The organism is Marinococcus halophilus (assembly GCF_900166605.1).
Classification (GTDB): domain Bacteria; phylum Bacillota; class Bacilli; order Bacillales; family Marinococcaceae; genus Marinococcus; species Marinococcus halophilus.
Genome location: NZ_FVZD01000005.1, coordinates 324,556 through 342,560 on the forward strand (window position 1 = coordinate 324,556; position 18,005 = coordinate 342,560).

Here is an 18,005-nt window from a genome sequence, read left to right on the forward strand (position 1 = left end):
TCCATCGATTGATAACTTTAGGGATTTCGCTAGTATTGTTGATTGGTATGATTGCCCAATGGCTTTCATGGAGGTGGGGGATACCTGCTATCGTAGGGATGACCCTGATGGGGTTATTTATTGGCCCGGGGATAAACTTGATTCATCCGGATCAATTGTTTGGGGATTTGCTTGAGCCGATTATTTCTTTAGCCGTTGCGATTATTCTGTTCGAAGGAAGTCTAAGCTTGGATCGAAGGGAAATTTTTCATTTTAAAGGACCGGTCAGGCGGATGTACACGTTAGTGCCGTTAATATCCTGGCTTTTAACAGCGGTCATTGCCAACGTGGTAGTTGGCTTGTCCTGGGTGACCGCTTTTGTCATAGGCGGATTGTTTATTGTTACGGGCCCTACGGTTATTACCCCTTTATTAAAGAATGCCAATTTAAAAGAAAGACCTGATAGGATGCTCCGTTGGGAAGGGATTATTGTCGATCCCATGGGCGCCCTGGCGGCTTTATTTGCTCTTCAAATTGGCTTGGCGGCAAGCGGAGTCATAGATTCTGCTGCTCTCGGAGTCTACATTTTGGGAGCATTTACAGCTCTCGTTTTAGGAATAGGGGCTGGGCTTGGGACCAGCTATTCCTTCCGGCGATCTATAATCCCCGTCGATATGCAGGCGCCTATGATGTTTGCACTGGTTATTTTTATCTTTGCGGTCTCGGATTTGATCATGGAAGAGAGTGGATTACTGGCTGTGACAGCCATGGGTATTACCCTGGCCAACAGGGGGTTGAATGTTCCTATCTTAAATAACATACGCCATTTTAAAGAGAACATATCAACGTTGTTTATCAGTGCTGTATTTGTTTTGTTAACTTCTTCTCTTACGCGAACAGAATTAATGGAGCTATGGGATATCCGGATCATCGGGTTCGTACTTCTAATGATGTTGGTTGTGCGGCCGCTGTCAGTCTGGATAGGCTTAGCGAACACAAAAGTGAGCCTGGGGGAAAAAGCCTTTATTGGCTGGATCGCCCCGCGTGGTGTTGTTGCTTTGACTGTCAGCGGCTATTTTCAGACAATATTGGTGGAAGCAGGTTTTACGGATGCGGAGCGGATACTCCCAATGACGCTGGCACTTGTGTTTATTACGGTAGTCATCCATGGTTACACATTGACACCCCTGGCAAAAAGGTTGAAATTGACCAAATAACAATTAAAGAAATATAAGTAATGCCCAAAAGCAAGACCGGCTCTGATAGTGAAGGCTATCGTCCTTTAAAGCTTTGAGCCGCCTTTTTATTTTGAGGTCATAAACAAAGACCTCCAAAAATAGATTCCCGGAGACCTTTGGCCAAATTTTAAAGCTGCTCCTCTATTGTGAGAAAGCAGCTTTGCACTTAATAAATGATTATTTTAATGGGTTACTTCATTTTTTAAGAGGACGATGCGGTGGTAAGGAAACTCTTCTTCTTTTCCTACAATTGGGTAATCACTGAATTCCACAATAACTGTGCGTTCAAATTCAGAAATGACTTTCATTTCATACCCCTCGTAATGAACTACCTCTCCGGGTTCGAATTGGTCGAATTGTTTTTCGCCAGCCATTTACATCAACACCTTTAACTTTATTAAAATATAATACCCTTTTTTATAGTAATTAAACGTTGTTTGAAAATACAGGCATATTACGTATATTTTCGTGAAAGAGGAACGATTTGTCAATAAGGTTGCAGCATACTGGTAAATCAGCTAAACTAATTGAAGTTTTTGATAGAACGAAAAAATGGAGGATGGTCATGAGCCTGGAAGAAAAAGAGAGGAAGCTGCAGGAGCTCACAGCGAGGGAAGCGCTTCTTGGTGTTGCTATTGCTGTCGGCCATTTTATCTGGTGGTTTGGTTTTGCATACGGGCTTGGAGGCAGAGACCCGCAGAATTATCAATACATACTTGGCATGCCTGACTGGCTTTTTTACAGCTGTGTGCTCGGACCGGTTCTTTTACTCCTCACTCTATGGTTTGTCGTAAAATATGTACTGCGTGATATTCCTCTTGACCAGGAGGAAGACAAATGAATATAGAAGTGATTATCCCATTAGTCGTATTTTTACTATTTACATTTTTAATCGGTATTTGGTCGGCCAAAAAAAGGTCGGGAGCCGCTTCTTTTCTTCATGACTATTACTTAGGAAGCCGTGAACTCGGCGGCCTGGTGCTTGCGATGACGATGGTCGCGACATATGGCAGTGCTAGCAGCTTTGTCGGGGGCCCTGGAATTGCTTATGACCGCGGGCTTGGCTGGGTGCTTTTATCCATGGCCCAGGTGGTTACCGGCTATTTCACGCTGATGATCCTTGGCAAGCGTTTTGCCGTCATGGCCCGCCGGTACAAGGCTGTGACCCTTGTGGATTTCCTCCGCTCCCGCTACAACAACGGGCTGGTCGTTATTTTAGGGGCGTTCAGCATTGTGATCTTTTTATTTTCTGCCATGGCTGCCCAGTGGGTCGGCGGAGCCAGGCTCATCGAATCGGTGACAGGCATGAGCTATCAGGCGTCCCTGTTCCTTTTTGCTGCGGCCGTGCTGTTTTATGTCATTATTGGAGGCTTCCGGGCGGTGGTAGTCACTGACGCAGTCCAGGGTATTATTATGGTAGTTGGAACATTAATTATTTTCACCGCGACGCTGATAGCCGGCGGTGGCATGAACAATATTATGACTTCCCTGTATCAGGAAAATCCGAATCTCGTTACACCATTCGGGGCGGACGGGGACTTAACCGCGCTTTACGTTTCTTCCTTCTGGATTTTAGTCGGTGTGGGGGTCGTCGGGCTGCCTCAGGTGGCTGTCCGCGCGATGTCGTATAAAAGCTCGGCTGCTATGCACCGTGCGCTTCTGATCGGAACGGCGGTAGTTGCTTTTATGATGTTTGGCATGCATATGGCCGGAGTTATGGGACGTGTCGTCGTCCCGGGCATTGAAGTTGCTGATACCGTTATGCCGGAGCTTACGATGACCGTCCTTCCCGGATGGCTGGCGGGCATCGTACTAGCAGCGCCAATGGCTGCCATCATGAGCACCGTGGATTCTCTGCTTTTGATGATCAGCTCCTCGGTAGTAAAAGATGTGTACATCAACTACGTAAAACCTGATGCCCGGGAACACAGAATACGTCTGCTGAGCCTGATTGTTACGGCCGCAGTTGGCATTATTGTCGTAGCTATTTCATGGAGTCCGCCGGAATTTTTAATCTGGCTGAATCTGTTTGCTTTTGGAGGGCTTGAAGCAGCGTTTATATGGCCAATCGTTTTAGGGTTATACTGGAAAAAAGCAAACGGCTGGGGAGCGCTGTCTGCAATGGTTACCGGCATTGCCTCTTACATGGTTATTTCGATCTGGCTTCCGGGGTGGCTTGGGATGCATGAAGTAGTGATGCCCGTTCTTTTTTCCCTGGCAGCGTTTGTACTTGTTTCCCTTATCACAAATCAGCGGCAGAACGGCTGGGCTCCGTTGGAGAATGATTAAACAGGCAGGAAGGAAATTCTGTCAGGAAGAATTGAATAATAATTATGGAATTTTCCTTCAAAATATGTTTATAATTTTAGGTATGAATTTTCGTAGCGATGAAGCGATTAATATAAAGATAGTAGTATAAGGGCATGTTCGTGAAAAGGAGCGATGAAGCTGTGAAAATAAATGAGTTAAGCGAAGAAAAAGTACGGGAAATGTCTTCGATGGAACTGGCGTATATGATTCTTGAAGAAGAGGGCGGAGCATCAGGCTACACAAGAGTCATGGATCGTCTGACAGAGCTAAAAGGGTACACGGAGGAAGAAAGAAAAAGCCGGATGATCAAGTTGTTTACCTCCATGAATCTGGATGGACGGTTTGTGCATCTGGGTGAAAACCACTGGGGACTTCGCGGATGGTATCCTCTTGATCAGTCAGATGAAGAACTGAGCCATACTGTGCAGGGCTCAGATGAACTTGCCGATGAGATCGATCCGGAAGAAGAAACGTATGATGACGACCTGGTAGACATCTCCGATGATCTGGACGCCATCTCTAAAAAAGATGATGCCGATGAAGACACTTTTGATGACAATGATCTCGAAGGCTTCGAGCCAGGCAATGCCGGTGCAGGATACGACGAGGACGAAGAGGAAGACGAAGAAGAAAGTGAAAGCGACAATACAGAAGAAAGTGAAGAAGAGCGGTAATTTTATCGTGGGCATATCTTGACTTTCGAAACACGTATAGGTACAATCATTTTTGGGCTGTGACGTAAAGGTGAAAATGATACCTATATAAGCATGAACGACAAACAAAAGTGTGCCCCCTCCATATGGTGGCAGGGCACCACTTTTGTTTTTTTTATGAATAAAGAAAAGCGAAGGAGCCTTGCTTAACCGCGACAGGTACTTCCCAGACGTGCAGGGCAGCCCGCTGCCCGAAACCGGCTGGAAAGTAACCCCGAGCGGTTAGGCTCCGAAGCTGGACATCGAAAAGCGCAGGAAGCCTGTTCAACAGCGCGGACCCTGGAAACACTATTTTAAAGGACATTTATATAAAGAGAGGCAGATAGGTATATGGCGAGTAAATATATTTTCGTTACTGGCGGCGTTGTATCTTCGTTAGGTAAAGGCATTACAGCAGCTTCCCTTGGAAGACTGCTTAAAAACAGAGGACTTAGTGTTACTATCCAAAAGTTTGACCCGTATATCAACGTGGACCCGGGAACAATGAGCCCGTACCAGCACGGGGAGGTTTTTGTTACAGATGACGGAGCGGAAACTGATCTGGATCTCGGACACTATGAGCGCTTTATCGATATTAACCTCAGCAAAAACAGCAATGTCACCACCGGAAAAGTATACTCATCCGTTATTCGTAAAGAACGGCGCGGTGACTATCTCGGGGGCACCGTGCAGGTGATCCCGCACGTCACAAATGAAATCAAAGAGCGCGTGTACCGCGCCGGGAGAGAAACAGGAGCCGATGTAGTAATTACAGAAATCGGCGGCACGGTCGGGGATATTGAAAGCCTGCCGTTCCTCGAGGCCATTCGCCAGATTAAAAGCGATGTCGGACGCGATAATGTCATGTATGTACACTGTACATTAATTCCTTACTTATCCGCGGCGGGGGAAATGAAATCCAAACCGACGCAGCACAGTGTCAAAGAACTTCGCGGCATCGGTATCCAGCCGAACATCATTGTGCTTCGGACAGAAAAACCGGTACCGGAAAACATGAAAGAAAAAATTGCTTCGTTTTGTGATGTCCCATCAGAATCGGTCATTGAGGCAGGAGACGCAGAAGTGCTGTACCAGATCCCGCTGGAACTGCAGCGCCAGCATATGGATCAGATCGTTTGTGATCACTTGAAGCTCACAGCGCCACCGGCGGAAATGACTGAATGGACTGCGCTTGTCGACCGGGTAAAGAACTTAAGTAAAACCATACGTATCGCGCTTGTCGGGAAATACGTTGCTCTTCCGGATGCGTACCTGTCGGTAGCAGAGTCGCTGAAACATGCCGGCTACCACTTTGATGCAGATATTGAAATCGACTGGGTGCAGTCGGAGGATCTCGATAAAGACAACGTGGCAGAACGCCTGAAGGACGCTGATGGAATTCTCGTGCCTGGAGGCTTTGGAGACCGGGGCATTCAAGGTAAGATTGAAGCCATTACCTACGCCCGGGAGCAGAAAATTCCGTTTCTCGGAATTTGCCTCGGCATGCAGCTTGCAAGCGTGGAGTTTGCAAGAAACGTGGCCGGCATCAACGACGCCGGTTCGGCAGAATTCCATCCTGATGCCAAGAACGCAGTCATTGATCTGCTTCCGGAGCAGAAGGACGTAGAAGACCTTGGCGGCACGCTTCGGCTCGGTCTGTACCCTTGTAAATTAAAAGAAGGGTCCCGGGCAAAAGAAGCTTATGATGATGCAGAGATCGTTTACGAACGTCACCGCCACCGCTATGAATTCAGCAACGCTTACAGAGAGCAGCTTGAAAATAACGGATTTATCTTCAGTGGCACGAGCCCCGACGGCCGTCTGGCGGAAATTATTGAAGTAGCAGACCACCCTTACTTTGTTGCTTCGCAGTTCCACCCGGAATTTGTATCCCGCCCGACCCGCCCGCAGCCTTTGTTCCGCGAATTTATTCGTCACTCTGCAGGGGAATAACACGAAAGCAAGCCTGGATGGTGCATACCATCCAGGCTTTTTTGGGCCGGAAAAACAACTGCGTTATTCGAGTTCATCCGATAATTCTTTAATGTATAAATAGAAAAGCTGGCCGGCGAAAAAGGCTGATAAAGCAAATGGGTTCCCGTAGCGCTCTCCCTTTTCATCGGGAATCACCGGCTCGGCCGAAGGCGCAGAAATATGGCAGTTTAACGGCCCGAGCAGTTCATTTATCCGGGCGTCATCCTGTGAATAAATAATGAGAGGTGTTTCGCTGGCTTCGCACGTTTGGATAAACGAAAGCATTTCCTCCCCCTCATCGGGATGAACGATTAGAAACAGGCGGTCGACCTCGGACAGCGCTTCTGTATCAGGAGACGGCACAATAGCTGTCGTTCCTTCGGGGGCGTCAGGGTGGTCCGCAAGCGCCAGGGCAATCGAATGGGCAGACGGGGAGCCCGCGATCCAGAGCCTGCCCAGTCCCCGTACAGCCTGTACGGCTAAACGCGCTGCATCCTCAAATTCCTCCTCCTGGTCCATGATGCTTTGAAATTTCCCCTGTAGCTGAGTAGAAAAAATTTTCATAAAAATCCTCTTTTCTGCTTTGGAATTGATGCCTGGCTGAAACTTACGTGGTCATAAACCTCATAGTAATATATACTGCAGGGAGAAGAAAGTGGAGAAGGAGGGAATTGTGTCATGGAACGGGTGTTAATTGTAGATGATCAAATGGGGATCCGGCTTCTTTTGAAAGAGGTGCTCGAAGAAGAAGGCTATACCGTCAAAGAAGCCCATAACGGCGAACTTGCTTTACATATGGTGGAGGAGTGGAAGCCTGACATTTTTATCATTGATATGAAACTCCCGGGCATCAACGGACTCACTCTGCTTAAAGAGCTCCAAAGTTCTTCGCGTCTTGACGATGCCTATGTAATTATAATGACTGCCTTTGGCGAAAAGGAGCAGGTGGAAGCGGCCAGGCAAAACGGAGCGGACTACTATATCGCCAAGCCTTTTGATATCGAAAACTTAAAGAGCGTCATCGGCAAACTTTCGGAAGAAGGGTGACAACCAGGCTTGATATGCTATAATGAATAAAGAATTTGAGTAAGATCTACATAGCATAGTTGGTTTGTTTTTAAGCAGAAGTATTTGTCAGTAAGGAAGCCCTGATTATACTATTTTCGCGCTTTTATACCCACTATTCGATGCAGCCCGCATAAAAGCTGCAGATACTTTCGTGTGCTTATATATTTACTATGTATGGGAAGATGCTCAAACATTTTGCTTGAAACGAAGAGGGAGGATATTTTTTATGCCATTGGTATCAATGACGGAAATGCTGAAAACAGCACAAAAAAATCAGTATGCCGTAGGACAGTTCAACTTGAACAACATGGAATTCACCCAGGCTATTCTTCAGGCGGCTGAAGAGGAAAAATCTCCAGTAATCTGCGGAGTTTCTGAAGGCGCGGCCCGCTACATGGGCGGTTTTGAAACAGTCGTTACTCTGGTAAAGGCGTTAATGAAAGAATACAACGTAACAGTGCCTGTAGCCATTCACCTCGACCACGGTTCGAGCTTTGAGAACTGCATGAAAGCCATGAAAGCGGGATTCACTTCTGTGATGATCGACGGATCACACCACCCGCTCGAATATAACATCGAAATGACTAAGCGCGTCGTAGACGCAGCCCACGCGATCGGCGTATCTGTAGAGGCTGAGCTTGGCCGTGTTGGCGGCCAGGAAGACGACCTGATCGTTTCTGAAGCGGAAGAAGCTTATGCTATTCCGGCAGAGTGTAAAGAGCTTGTAGAACAGACAGGCGTCGACTGCTTTGCAGCAGCGCTTGGTTCCGTGCACGGCCCTTATAAAGGGGAGCCGAATCTCAGCTTCACACGCATGGAAGAAATCCAGCAGCTCGTGGAGGTGCCATTTGTCCTGCACGGCGGCACAGGCATTCCGACCGAAGACGTGAAAAAAGCGATCCGCTACGGTCACGCAAAAGTGAATGTAAACACGGAAAGCCAGATGTCTTCTGCGGCAAAGGTACGTGAAGTATTGGCAGAGCAGCCGGATCAGTATGATCCTCGTAAATACCTCGGCCCGGCACGTGATGCGATTAAAGAAACAGTGAAGTTCAAAATGCAGGAATTTGGTTCTTCCAACCAGGCATAACTAATAAGCATAAAAGCGAAGAAAAGGGGCCCGCTGCCGGGCCGCCTTGTTCTCCGCCTTACTTTCTTCTTTTCATAGTAAAATAGTTTGCAAGCGTTTGCTTAGTCCGGATAAAGAGTATCAAATAATAGGAGGGAACATGTATGCAGTTTTTTGTAGATACAGCGAATGTCGATGAAATTAAAGAGGCGAACGCCCTCGGGATTCTTGCGGGCGTTACGACAAACCCGAGCCTGGTCGCTAAAGAAGGCGTCGATTTTCACGAACGGTTAAAGGAAATTACTGCGATTGTCGACGGCTCTGTCAGCGCTGAAGTTATTTCAACTGAAGCGGAAGGCATGATTACGGAAGGCCGGGAGCTAGCAAAAATCGCTCCGAATATTACAGTCAAAGTTCCGATGACGCTTGAAGGCATGAAGGCCGTAAAGGTCTTTACAGAAGAAAATATCCAAACAAACGTTACGCTCGTCTTTTCTTCCGTGCAGGCTCTGATTGCAGCGAGAGCGGGCGCAACATATGTGTCACCTTTCCTTGGACGTCTCGATGATATCGGCCATAACGGACTGGATTTGATCAGTGAGATTTCCGAAATCTTTAACGTTCACGGCATCGAGACGAAAATTATTGCTGCTTCTGTGCGCCATTCCACTCACGTAGCAGAAGCAGCGGCCCGCGGTGCCCATATCGCGACGATTCCGTTTAAAGTGGTTCCTGGCCTTCTGAAGCACCCATTAACAGATCAGGGCATTGAAAAATTCCTGAACGACTGGGAAAACCGCAAGCAGTAAAAACAATAGCACAGGCTTCTGCAGCGTTTCTGCAGAAGCTTTTTTTGTATGAAAATTCAGCCAAATTCTCTTGCTAATAAGTGGAAAAACATCTATGCTAAAAAAAGAAAACACTTTTGTTAATTAGTAGGTCACAAATAGCCGAAAAGAAGCAGCATCTGGCAAGCACTGCTGCAGGATGCAGCTTTTACATACCGGTTCATATAAACTAGCTGTGGATTCCGGAAAATGACTGTAGAGGATGATTACATGCAGAAAATGATCATTGAAGGCGGCAGGCCTTTGGAAGGAAGGGTGTCGATCAGCGGGGCAAAAAACAGTGCGGTGGCCTTAGTGCCGGCTGCTTTAATGGCAAATGGCCACGTCACCCTGGAAAACCTTCCGGACATTGATGACATAGATACCCTGGCAGAGATTTTGCAGGGCGTTGGAGCGAATGTAAAAACAGAAAATCACCGAATGAAAATCAATGCGAAAAACGTTCGTCCGCTGCCGATGCCAAATGGCAAAGTAAAAAAGCTGCGTGCTTCCTACTATCTGATGGGAGCGATGCTCGGCCGGTTCAAAAAAGCGGTCATCGGCATGCCTGGTGGATGCTACCTGGGCCCGCGGCCGATTGATCAGCACATTAAAGGCTTTGAAGCTTTAGGTGCCACGGTCGAAAATGAACACGGTTCGCTCCATATTTACGCTAAAGAGCTGAAAGGGGCCCGTATTTATCTAGACGTAGTGAGTGTCGGCGCGACCATTAATATTATGATGGCAGCGGTGATGGCCAAGGGGCAGACAGTCATCGAAAATGCCGCGAAAGAGCCGGAAATCATCGATGTAGCCACGCTTCTGACGAATATGGGGGCAAATATTAAAGGCGCAGGAACAAACGTGATCCGCATTGACGGTGTAGAAGAATTAAACGGATGCACTCATTCGATTATTCCCGACCGGATCGAGGCAGGAACGTATATGATTGCCGGTGCGGCTATGGGAAGTGAAGTAGTGATAGACAACGTCATCCCGGATCATTTAGAAGCGTTAACGGCAAAACTCCGGGAAACAGGAACGGGCGTTGAATGGTTTGACAATTCAGTCCGGGTTACCGGGGTAGACCGCCTGCAGGCAGTCCAGTTAAAAACACTCGTCTACCCCGGCTTTCCGACCGATCTGCAGCAGCCGTTTACGGCACTTATGACGAGAGCTGAAGGAAAAACAATCGTTCACGACACCATCTATCCGTCCCGGTTCAAGCATGTGGATGAGCTTGCACGAATGGGAGCAGAGGTAACCACAAGTGAAGGAACGGCAATTGTGCGGGGTCCGGCGGACCTTCAGGGCGTTCAGGTAACGGCGAGCGATCTGAGAGCAGGCGCCGCATTAATCGTGGCCGGGTTGATGGCCGACGGCAGGACCGTTATCACCGGGTTTGAACATGTGGCCCGGGGATATGAAAAAATCGAACATAAATTGCGTTATTTAGGCGCTGAGGTCCGCTTGGAAACCATCAGCGAACAGGAAATGCAGGAAATTCAAAATTCATAAGCCTGGGGGAATGTAACAATGGAAAGAAGTTTATCGATGGAGCTGGTACGAGTTACGGAAGCAGCAGCGCAAGCCTCTGCCCGCTGGATGGGCCGGGGCAAGAAGGACGAGGCTGACGACGCTGCAACCAGCGCCATGCGTGACGTATTTGACACAATTCCAATGAAGGGCACCGTCGTAATCGGTGAAGGGGAGATGGATGAAGCCCCGATGCTCTACATTGGAGAAAAACTCGGCACAGGCTTCGGCCCGAGAGTTGATGTAGCGGTAGATCCGCTTGAAGGCACAGAAATTGTTGCCAGCGGCTCATGGAACGCCCTGGCAGTGCTTGCTATTGCTGACCATGGACGGCTTCTTCATGCGCCCGATATGTACATGGATAAAATTGCAGTAGGCCCTGAAGCGATCGGGCAAATAGATATCGATGCACCGGTCGCAGATAACCTGCATGCTGTAGCAAAGGCAAAAGGCAAGGATATCGAAGATGTAGTTGTCACTATTTTAGACAGAGAGCGTCATGCCAAGCTGATTCAGGAGGTCCGCGACACCGGCGCCCGCATTAAACTGATCCCGGCCGGGGACGTGGCCGGGGCGATTAATACGGCTTTTGATGAAACAGGTGTAGACATACTGCTGGGCTCCGGAGGAGCGCCGGAGGGAGTAATCGCTGCTGTCGGTCTCAAGTGCCTGGGAGGGGAAATGCAGGGCAAGCTTCTTCCCCAGAACGACGATGAGCTGGCCCGGTGCACAGAAATGGGCATTGATGATGTCAACCGGCCGCTTCTCATGCCGGACCTGGTGGGCGGAGAGGACTGCATTTTCGCCGCTACCGGGGTAACAGAGGGCGAACTGCTGAAGGGCGTGAATTTCAAAAGCTCCAAGGCTACAACTCAGTCCCTCGTTATGCGGGCAAAATCAGGGACGGTCCGCTTTGTTGACGGCAAGCACAACGTGCAGAAAAAGCCAGATTTTGTCATTAGAGACGAATAGCACGGGGAGAGGCCGGAGAGATCTGGCCTCTTCTTATTTGATGCAGGAAGCATGTTAAACTGATAATTTTGCTTGCAGACAGAGGCATTCAAAGTTAAAATAATGAAGTACAATCTGTATTTATAATATATGTACGGCCATTCAACAGTTCTCCTCTCCTTTATGCAGAGTGAAGGCATATCTGCTTCAACGCTTCATGAACGTAGGGAACCCATTCCTTTTCTTATCTTTCATTTATCCCAACACGCTGTGCAGGAAAACCATAACAGAAATAAAAAAGACAGCTTACATTCGCAAAGTGTAAGTGTTTCTTCACGTTAATAAAACTAATATACACGATTAATTTGTCCGCATTCAGAATAGAAAAAGAAAGTGGTGACGGCATTGGCAGTCAACATCGCAGAGCTCGAAACAATGACGCTGAAAGAATTGTACCGGCTCGCCAAAGAATACAAGGTATCGTATTACAGCAAATTAAACAAACGGGAGCTTGTGTTTGCGATCTTAAAGGGGCAGGCAGAAAAAGACGGCCTGATGTTTATGGAAGGCGTGCTCGAAATTATCCAGACAGAAGGCTATGGTTTTTTGCGCCCAATCAACTACCTGCCCAGTACGGAAGATATTTACATCTCTGCGTCCCAGATCCGCCGTTTTGATCTAAGAAACGGGGATAAGGTTTCCGGCAAAGTACGGCCGCCGAAGGATTCAGAGCGCTACCACGGCCTCCTGCAGGTGGAGGCGGTCAACGGGGAAGATCCGGACTCTTCGAAGGAGCGACCACATTTTCCTGCTTTGACCCCGCTGTACCCGGAGGAGCGTATGCAGATGGAAACCCATCCAAATCGTGCTTCTTCCCGGATTATCGACCTGATTACCCCGGTCGGCTTCGGCCAGCGCGGACTTATTGTAGCTCCACCCAAAGCCGGTAAGACGTCGCTGCTGAAAGAAATAGCCAACAGCATCACCGAAAACCATCCGGAAACCGAACTGATTGTGCTGCTTGTGGACGAGCGCCCGGAGGAAGTAACAGACATTGAGCGTTCTGTCGACGGGGACGTGGCTAGTTCGACGTTTGACGAAGTGCCGGAAAATCATATTAAGGTTTCGGAGCTTGTACTCGAACGGGCAATGCGCCTTGTGGAGCATAAAAAGGATGTCGTCATTCTGCTCGACAGCATTACCCGTCTTGCAAGAGCATATAACCTTGTACTGCCACCGAGCGGACGTACGCTCTCCGGTGGTATTGACCCGGCGGCGCTTCACCGTCCGAAGCGTTTTTTCGGAGCAGCGCGCAATATTGAAGAAGGCGGAAGCCTGACCATTCTAGCGACAGCTCTTGTAGAAACCGGATCGCGGATGGATGATGTGATTTATGAAGAATTTAAAGGCACCGGCAACATGGAACTCCACCTTGACCGCCGATTGGCCGAGCGTCGTATCTTCCCGTCAATCGACATCCGCCGCTCGAGTACCCGGAAGGAAGAACTGCTCGTTTCTAAGGAGCACCTGGATAATTTATGGGCGATCCGCAAAACCATGAACGATTCCCCGGACTTTGTGGATCACTTTATCCGGCGCATCAAACAGACCAAGACGAACGAAGAATTTTTTGAAGAACTTCAAAAAGATAAACAGGGAAAAGTAACGACCGGAAAGAAATAACCGAAATGAACGATTGATAAATTTCGGGGAAGTTGTTATAATCTCGTTATGTGTGAAAAAGAGAAGAATCGAAAGGAAGTGACCAGCTATGAAACAACAGGTGCATCCGGAATATCATAAAGTTGTGTTTATGGATACAAGTACGGGATTCAAGTTCTTGAGCGGTTCGACAGAAAGCTCGTCGGAAACCATCGAATGGGAAGACGGAAACACGTACCCAGTAATCAAAATTGAGGTAAGCTCCGACTCCCACCCGTTCTATACCGGTAAGCAGAAGCAGAATACTGCCGGCGGCCGTGTGGACAAGTTCAAAAGAAAATACAACCGCTAAGCACAATGGTTGGGTAAAGGCGGAAGCTGCGGCTTCCGCCTTTTTTATGTAACAAACAGATGTTGATAAGCAGGGGAGACTAATATGGCGCAATTATTTTTTAAATACGGCACAATGAACAGCGGCAAGTCCATCGAAATTTTAAAGGTGGCCCATAATTATGAAGAGCAGAATAAACCGGTGCTGATCTTCACTTCTGGTCTTGATGACCGGCGCGGTGTCGGGTTTGTAGCGAGCAGAATCGGAGTGGAGCGCGAAGCCGTTCCAATTTTTGAAGAAACAAACATTTACGATATCGTGCGAAAAGAAGCGGAGCGTCCGTTCTGTATTCTCGTGGATGAGGCACAGTTTCTTTCCCAGGAGCACATCATTCAACTGGCAGAAATTGTAGACAACCTCGATATTCCAGTGATGAGCTTTGGGCTGAAAAACGATTTTCAAAATGAGCTGTTTGAAGGCAGCAAGCATTTGCTGCTGTACGCGGACAAAATTGAGGAAATGAAAACCATCTGCTGGTTCTGCCATAAAAAAGCAGTCATGAATTTAAGGCTCGACGGCGAGGGGCGCCCGATTTATACAGGGGAGCAGATTCATATCGGCGGCAATGACTCCTATTATCCGGTATGCCGAAGATGCCATGCCAATCCGCCTATTGCTCTGTAAAAAGAGAACAAGCCAACCGGTGCAATGCTGGTTGGCTTGTTTTGTTCAGTACAGTGAAGTTATTTCGCACGCCGGATCACCTGTTGCAGTGGATCCCATACCTTGTTGTACGGAGGGGCATAGCTTAAATCCAGGTCTTCAAATTCAGCGATGGTCATACGGTGAAAGAGAGCGGTTGCTAGAACGTCGAGCCGTTTATCGGTGCCGTCCCCGCCGATAAGCTGGCCGCCGAGGATAATGCCGGTGTCCGGACAGTACGTCACTTTAATATGAAGCTTGCTATTTCCCGGGAAATAGCCGGCATGGCTCGATGTAGTAAGTGTTTGGCTGCGGTAAGGAAAACGCATGTCGGCAGCTTCCGCTTCAGAAATACCGGTTTTGCCGAGCGTTAAACTAAAAAAGCGGAGAATAGACGTCCCGGTCACGCCTTTAAAGGACTTTACGCTTCCGGCCATGTTGAGCCCGGCAACCCGTCCTTGTTTATTGGCATGCGTTCCGAGCGGAAGATAATCATCGATTTCCTTAATCCGGTGGAACTGGGTAGCACAGTCTCCAGCGGCATAAATGCCGGGGACATTGGTCTCCATATAGCGATTCACCTGGAGAGCACCGTTGCCGTGCCGGAACAGACCGCATTTGGACACCATCTCCGTATTCGGGCGAAGGCCAACGCCGACAATTACCGCGTCAGTTTTAACCACCCGCTGCTCCGTATGGACGGCTTCCACCCGGCTGCTGCCTGACAGACGCTGAATGTTTTCCCCGAAAAGCAGTTCAATGCCGTTTGCTTCCGCTTCTTCGGCAATATGCGCTGCCATGTCAGGGTCGAATATGCCCGCAAGCTGGTCGCCGCGCTGCACGAGCGTCACTTTTTTCCCGGCATGAATACAGTTTTCTGCCACTTCAAGGCCGATGTAGCCGCCTCCTACAACAGTAACATGGTCCACGTTAACGAGCTCCGCTTTGATCGTTTCGGCGTCCGGAATCGTTTTTAACGTATGGACGCCCTCGAGCTCCCGGCCCGGCCAGTTGGGCAGGAGCGGACGCCCGCCGGAAGCGATCAGCAGTTTATCATACGAAATTTGAAACGATTCCTCCGTGTCGGTGCGTGTGCCCATCACTTCTTTTTTATCCGCATTGACACCGGTAACCTCGTGATTCACCCGGGCATCGATGCCGTACTTTTCCCGAAACGTATCAACATCGCGGGCAATTAAATTCGAGCTGTCTTCGACTTCACCCCCGAGTATGTATGGAAGTCCGCACTGGGCGTAGGAATACACTTCCCCGGCTTCAAGCGTAACAATCTCTGCGTTCTCATCCTGCCGGTAGATCTGCATGGCTGCACTCATGCCGGCGGCATCTCCGCCAATAATGACGTATTTCATCTTTTTTCCCCCTTCTGCTGGAACAATAGGCACTTACAGAGCGGTTCCCCGCGCCCGGCCTGATCAAACGAAATTTATAGAAGCGGCGGTATTTTGACGCCCCTATGCCCCTGTATTATAATTAGTATACTGTAAAAGAGAGCGAGAAACGTGTAAACGTAACGATATGCCCTTGAAACGGATAAAATTTAAAAGTAGAGGTGAACGGTGTGTTAGAGCGACTGCAGACGGTAGAAGACCGTTATGAATATTTAAACGAACAGCTGAGCGACCCGGAAATCGCGAACGATCCGAATAAAATTAAGGAGCTGTCCAAAGAACAGGCCCAGATGGAGCGGACAGTAGAGGTTTACCGGGAATATAAAGAAGCCCGGCAGCAGCTTGATGAGGCAAAATCAATGCTTGAAGACGAGCTCGATGCAGAAATGAAAGACATGGTGAAGTCGGAAGTGGAAGAATTGAGTGAGCGTATTGAAAACCAGGAGGAAGAGCTTCGGCGGCTGCTTCTTCCGAAGGATCCAAACGACGACAAAAACGTCATTATTGAAATACGGGGAGCCGCAGGCGGCGAAGAAGCGGCGCTGTTTGCCGCTGATTTATATAAGATGTATTCCCGCTATGCGGAAAAACAAGGATGGAAAGCAGAAATCGTGGAATCGACTGCAAGCGACCTCGGCGGCTTCCGGGAAATCATTTTTATGATAAACGGTGATTCGGCCTATTCGAAAATGAAATACGAGAACGGAGCCCACCGGGTTCAGCGGGTGCCGAGCACAGAGTCGGGTGGACGGGTGCATACGTCCACAGCCACAGTGGCTGTGCTTCCGGAAGCTGAGGAAGTCGAGGTAGATATTCACGATAAGGACATTCGTGTGGATACATTCGCAGCAAGCGGTCCCGGCGGCCAGAGCGTTAACACTACCATGTCGGCGGTGCGGCTCACTCACGTGCCGACAGGCATTGTCGCTTCTTGCCAGGACGGCAAATCCCAGATTAAAAATAAAGAAAAAGCAATGACAATTCTCCGCGCTCGCGTATATGATAAATTCCAGCAGGAGGCCCAGGCAGAGTACGATGAAACCCGGAAATCAGCGGTAGGGACCGGGGACCGTTCCGAACGGATTCGGACATACAATTTTCCGCAGACGCGTGTCACGGACCACCGTATCGGACTGACGCTGCAGAAGCTCGACCAGATTCTCCAGGGAGAGCTGGATCAGGTTATTGAGCCGCTCGTGATGGAAGAGCAGGCCGAACTGATGGAAAAAGCAGGCGAAGCGTAATGAAAGAGGAACCATTTGTATTTGAAGCCCGAAAATGGGCTTCTTCTTTTTTAAGTGAACACGGAAGAGAAGAAACGGCGGCGGATTGGCTTTTGGAGCATCACCTGCAGCTCTCCCGCTCCCAGCTGCTGGCTGCTTCGGGGGAGCCGGTAGCTCGACAGACGTGGGAGCAGTTCCAGCAGGACGTACGTATCCACGCAGCGGGAACCCCGGTTCAGCATTTAACCGGGAGAAGCTCCTTTTATGATCGTGAGTTTCACGTCAACGCCAATGTGCTGATCCCGCGGATGGAAACCGAGGAGCTTGTCTGGTACGTGATTGACTGGGTACAAAAAAATAAAGATCTGAAGGCTCCGCGCATTGTCGATGTAGGTACAGGCAGTGGAATTATCGCCGTTACGCTTGCACTGGAAATTCCGCCGGCCCGGGTGCAGGCTGTGGATATTGATAGCCGGGCGCTTGAAATGGCTAAACAGAACGCGGCACGACTCCAGGCACCGGTCACCTTTCATCAGGAATCATTTCTTGAAGGCATGGTGCTCCGGAAAGAGAAGGCTGATGTGGTTGTATCCAATCCGCCGTATATTCCAAAGAAGGAATGGGAACAGCTTGACCCGCTTGTCCGGGACAAGGAGCCTGCGGTGGCATTGATTGGTGAGGGCGAAGAAGGCATTCACAGCTATGAAGAAATTGTTAAACATGCTGTTGATATTCTAGCTCCCGGTGGCCTGCTCGCTTTTGAAATTGGCTGGCAGCAGGGACACTCCGTGAAGAAAGCGATTGAAAAAGCGTTTCCGGGAAAAATGGTCCAAGTAATAAAAGACTTGAATGGAAACGACCGAATCGTTACAGTTGTGAATAAGTAGGGACGTTATCCCCGAGATGTGGATAAAAAAAGATAAATCATCCTTATATGTGGAAAACATTAATTTTTCGTAAAAAATGTAAATTCAAAGGCTGGATTAACAGGAAAATTCAAAGTTATCCACAGAAAATTAGAGCTTGTTGATAGT

At 48.7% G+C, this 18,005-nt stretch carries 18 protein-coding genes; 15 read left to right on the forward strand and 3 right to left on the reverse strand.

The window, feature by feature from the left end:
• Positions 1–8 precede the first annotated feature (8 nt).
• Complete coding sequence (locus B5066_RS04050) at positions 9–1,196, forward strand: cation:proton antiporter (RefSeq protein ID WP_244897338.1); 1,188 nt, start codon at positions 9–11, stop codon at positions 1,194–1,196.
• Between the two features lie 203 nt (positions 1,197–1,399).
• Here B5066_RS04050 and B5066_RS04055 read toward each other — a convergent pair whose 3' ends face one another.
• Positions 1,400–1,591 (reverse strand): hypothetical protein, encoded by a 192-nt coding sequence (locus B5066_RS04055; protein WP_022794603.1) that lies wholly within the window; start codon positions 1,589–1,591, stop codon positions 1,400–1,402.
• Between the two features lie 191 nt (positions 1,592–1,782).
• Here B5066_RS04055 and B5066_RS04060 point away from each other — a divergent pair, with 191 nt between their 5' ends.
• From B5066_RS04060 to B5066_RS04075, 4 genes are all read left to right on the forward strand, one after another.
• Complete coding sequence (locus B5066_RS04060; RefSeq protein ID WP_233133189.1) at positions 1,783–2,058, forward strand: YhdT family protein; 276 nt, start codon at positions 1,783–1,785, stop codon at positions 2,056–2,058.
• Complete coding sequence (gene panF / locus B5066_RS04065; protein WP_079474675.1) at positions 2,055–3,506, forward strand: sodium/pantothenate symporter; 1,452 nt, start codon at positions 2,055–2,057, stop codon at positions 3,504–3,506. Before B5066_RS04060 ends, panF begins: the two co-directional genes overlap by 4 nt.
• A 161-nt stretch (positions 3,507–3,667) precedes the next feature.
• Positions 3,668–4,201 (forward strand): DNA-directed RNA polymerase subunit delta, encoded by a 534-nt coding sequence (gene rpoE / locus B5066_RS04070; protein ID WP_158219028.1) that lies wholly within the window; start codon positions 3,668–3,670, stop codon positions 4,199–4,201.
• A 369-nt stretch (positions 4,202–4,570) separates the two neighbouring features.
• Positions 4,571–6,172, forward strand: coding sequence for a CTP synthase (locus tag B5066_RS04075; protein WP_079474677.1), 1,602 nt, complete (start codon positions 4,571–4,573; stop codon positions 6,170–6,172).
• Between the two features lie 63 nt (positions 6,173–6,235).
• Here B5066_RS04075 and B5066_RS04080 read toward each other — a convergent pair whose 3' ends face one another.
• Entirely contained in the window at positions 6,236–6,757 is a 522-nt protein-coding gene (locus B5066_RS04080) for a DUF2529 family protein (RefSeq protein WP_079474678.1), read from the reverse strand.
• Positions 6,758–6,871: 114 nt separating this feature from the next.
• Here B5066_RS04080 and B5066_RS04085 point away from each other — a divergent pair, with 114 nt between their 5' ends.
• The 8 genes from B5066_RS04085 to B5066_RS04120 all read left to right on the forward strand — a co-directional run bounded on the left by B5066_RS04085 (position 6,872) and on the right by B5066_RS04120 (position 14,321).
• Positions 6,872–7,240 (forward strand): response regulator, encoded by a 369-nt coding sequence (locus B5066_RS04085; protein WP_079474679.1) that lies wholly within the window; start codon positions 6,872–6,874, stop codon positions 7,238–7,240.
• Between the two features lie 247 nt (positions 7,241–7,487).
• Complete coding sequence (fba, locus tag B5066_RS04090; protein WP_079474680.1) at positions 7,488–8,351, forward strand: class II fructose-1,6-bisphosphate aldolase; 864 nt, start codon at positions 7,488–7,490, stop codon at positions 8,349–8,351.
• A 143-nt stretch (positions 8,352–8,494) separates the two neighbouring features.
• Positions 8,495–9,139, forward strand: a complete 645-nt coding sequence (gene fsa / locus B5066_RS04095) for a fructose-6-phosphate aldolase (protein WP_079474681.1) — start codon at positions 8,495–8,497, stop codon at positions 9,137–9,139.
• Between the two features lie 249 nt (positions 9,140–9,388).
• Positions 9,389–10,675 carry a UDP-N-acetylglucosamine 1-carboxyvinyltransferase gene (locus B5066_RS04100; protein ID WP_079474682.1) on the forward strand — a complete coding sequence of 429 codons (1,287 nt, stop codon included), beginning with the start codon at positions 9,389–9,391 and terminating at the stop codon, positions 10,673–10,675.
• Between the two features lie 18 nt (positions 10,676–10,693).
• Positions 10,694–11,665, forward strand: coding sequence for a class II fructose-bisphosphatase (glpX, locus tag B5066_RS04105; RefSeq protein WP_079474683.1), 972 nt, complete (start codon positions 10,694–10,696; stop codon positions 11,663–11,665).
• Positions 11,666–12,049: 384 nt separating this feature from the next.
• Positions 12,050–13,327 (forward strand): transcription termination factor Rho, encoded by a 1,278-nt coding sequence (rho, locus tag B5066_RS04110; RefSeq protein WP_079474684.1) that lies wholly within the window; start codon positions 12,050–12,052, stop codon positions 13,325–13,327.
• 88 nt (positions 13,328–13,415) lie between these two features.
• Positions 13,416–13,658, forward strand: a complete 243-nt coding sequence (locus tag B5066_RS04115; RefSeq protein ID WP_022794589.1) for a type B 50S ribosomal protein L31 — start codon at positions 13,416–13,418, stop codon at positions 13,656–13,658.
• A gap of 84 nt (positions 13,659–13,742) precedes the next feature.
• The gene (locus B5066_RS04120; protein WP_079474685.1) at positions 13,743–14,321 is read left to right on the forward strand and encodes a thymidine kinase; all 579 of its coding nucleotides are present in this window, start codon (positions 13,743–13,745) and stop codon (positions 14,319–14,321) included.
• A 59-nt stretch (positions 14,322–14,380) separates the two neighbouring features.
• Here the strand turns inward: B5066_RS04120 and B5066_RS04125 are convergent, their stop codons facing one another.
• The gene (locus B5066_RS04125; RefSeq protein ID WP_079474686.1) at positions 14,381–15,709 is read right to left on the reverse strand and encodes an FAD-dependent oxidoreductase; all 1,329 of its coding nucleotides are present in this window, start codon (positions 15,707–15,709) and stop codon (positions 14,381–14,383) included.
• Between the two features lie 209 nt (positions 15,710–15,918).
• Here B5066_RS04125 and prfA point away from each other — a divergent pair, with 209 nt between their 5' ends.
• Complete coding sequence (gene prfA / locus B5066_RS04130; protein ID WP_079474687.1) at positions 15,919–16,992, forward strand: peptide chain release factor 1; 1,074 nt, start codon at positions 15,919–15,921, stop codon at positions 16,990–16,992.
• Positions 16,992–17,858: a peptide chain release factor N(5)-glutamine methyltransferase gene (gene prmC, locus B5066_RS04135; protein ID WP_079474688.1), complete on the forward strand. Its 867-nt coding sequence runs from the start codon at positions 16,992–16,994 to the stop codon at positions 17,856–17,858. The genes prfA and prmC overlap by 1 nt, the downstream gene beginning before the upstream one ends.
• Positions 17,859–18,005: the final 147 nt, after the last annotated feature.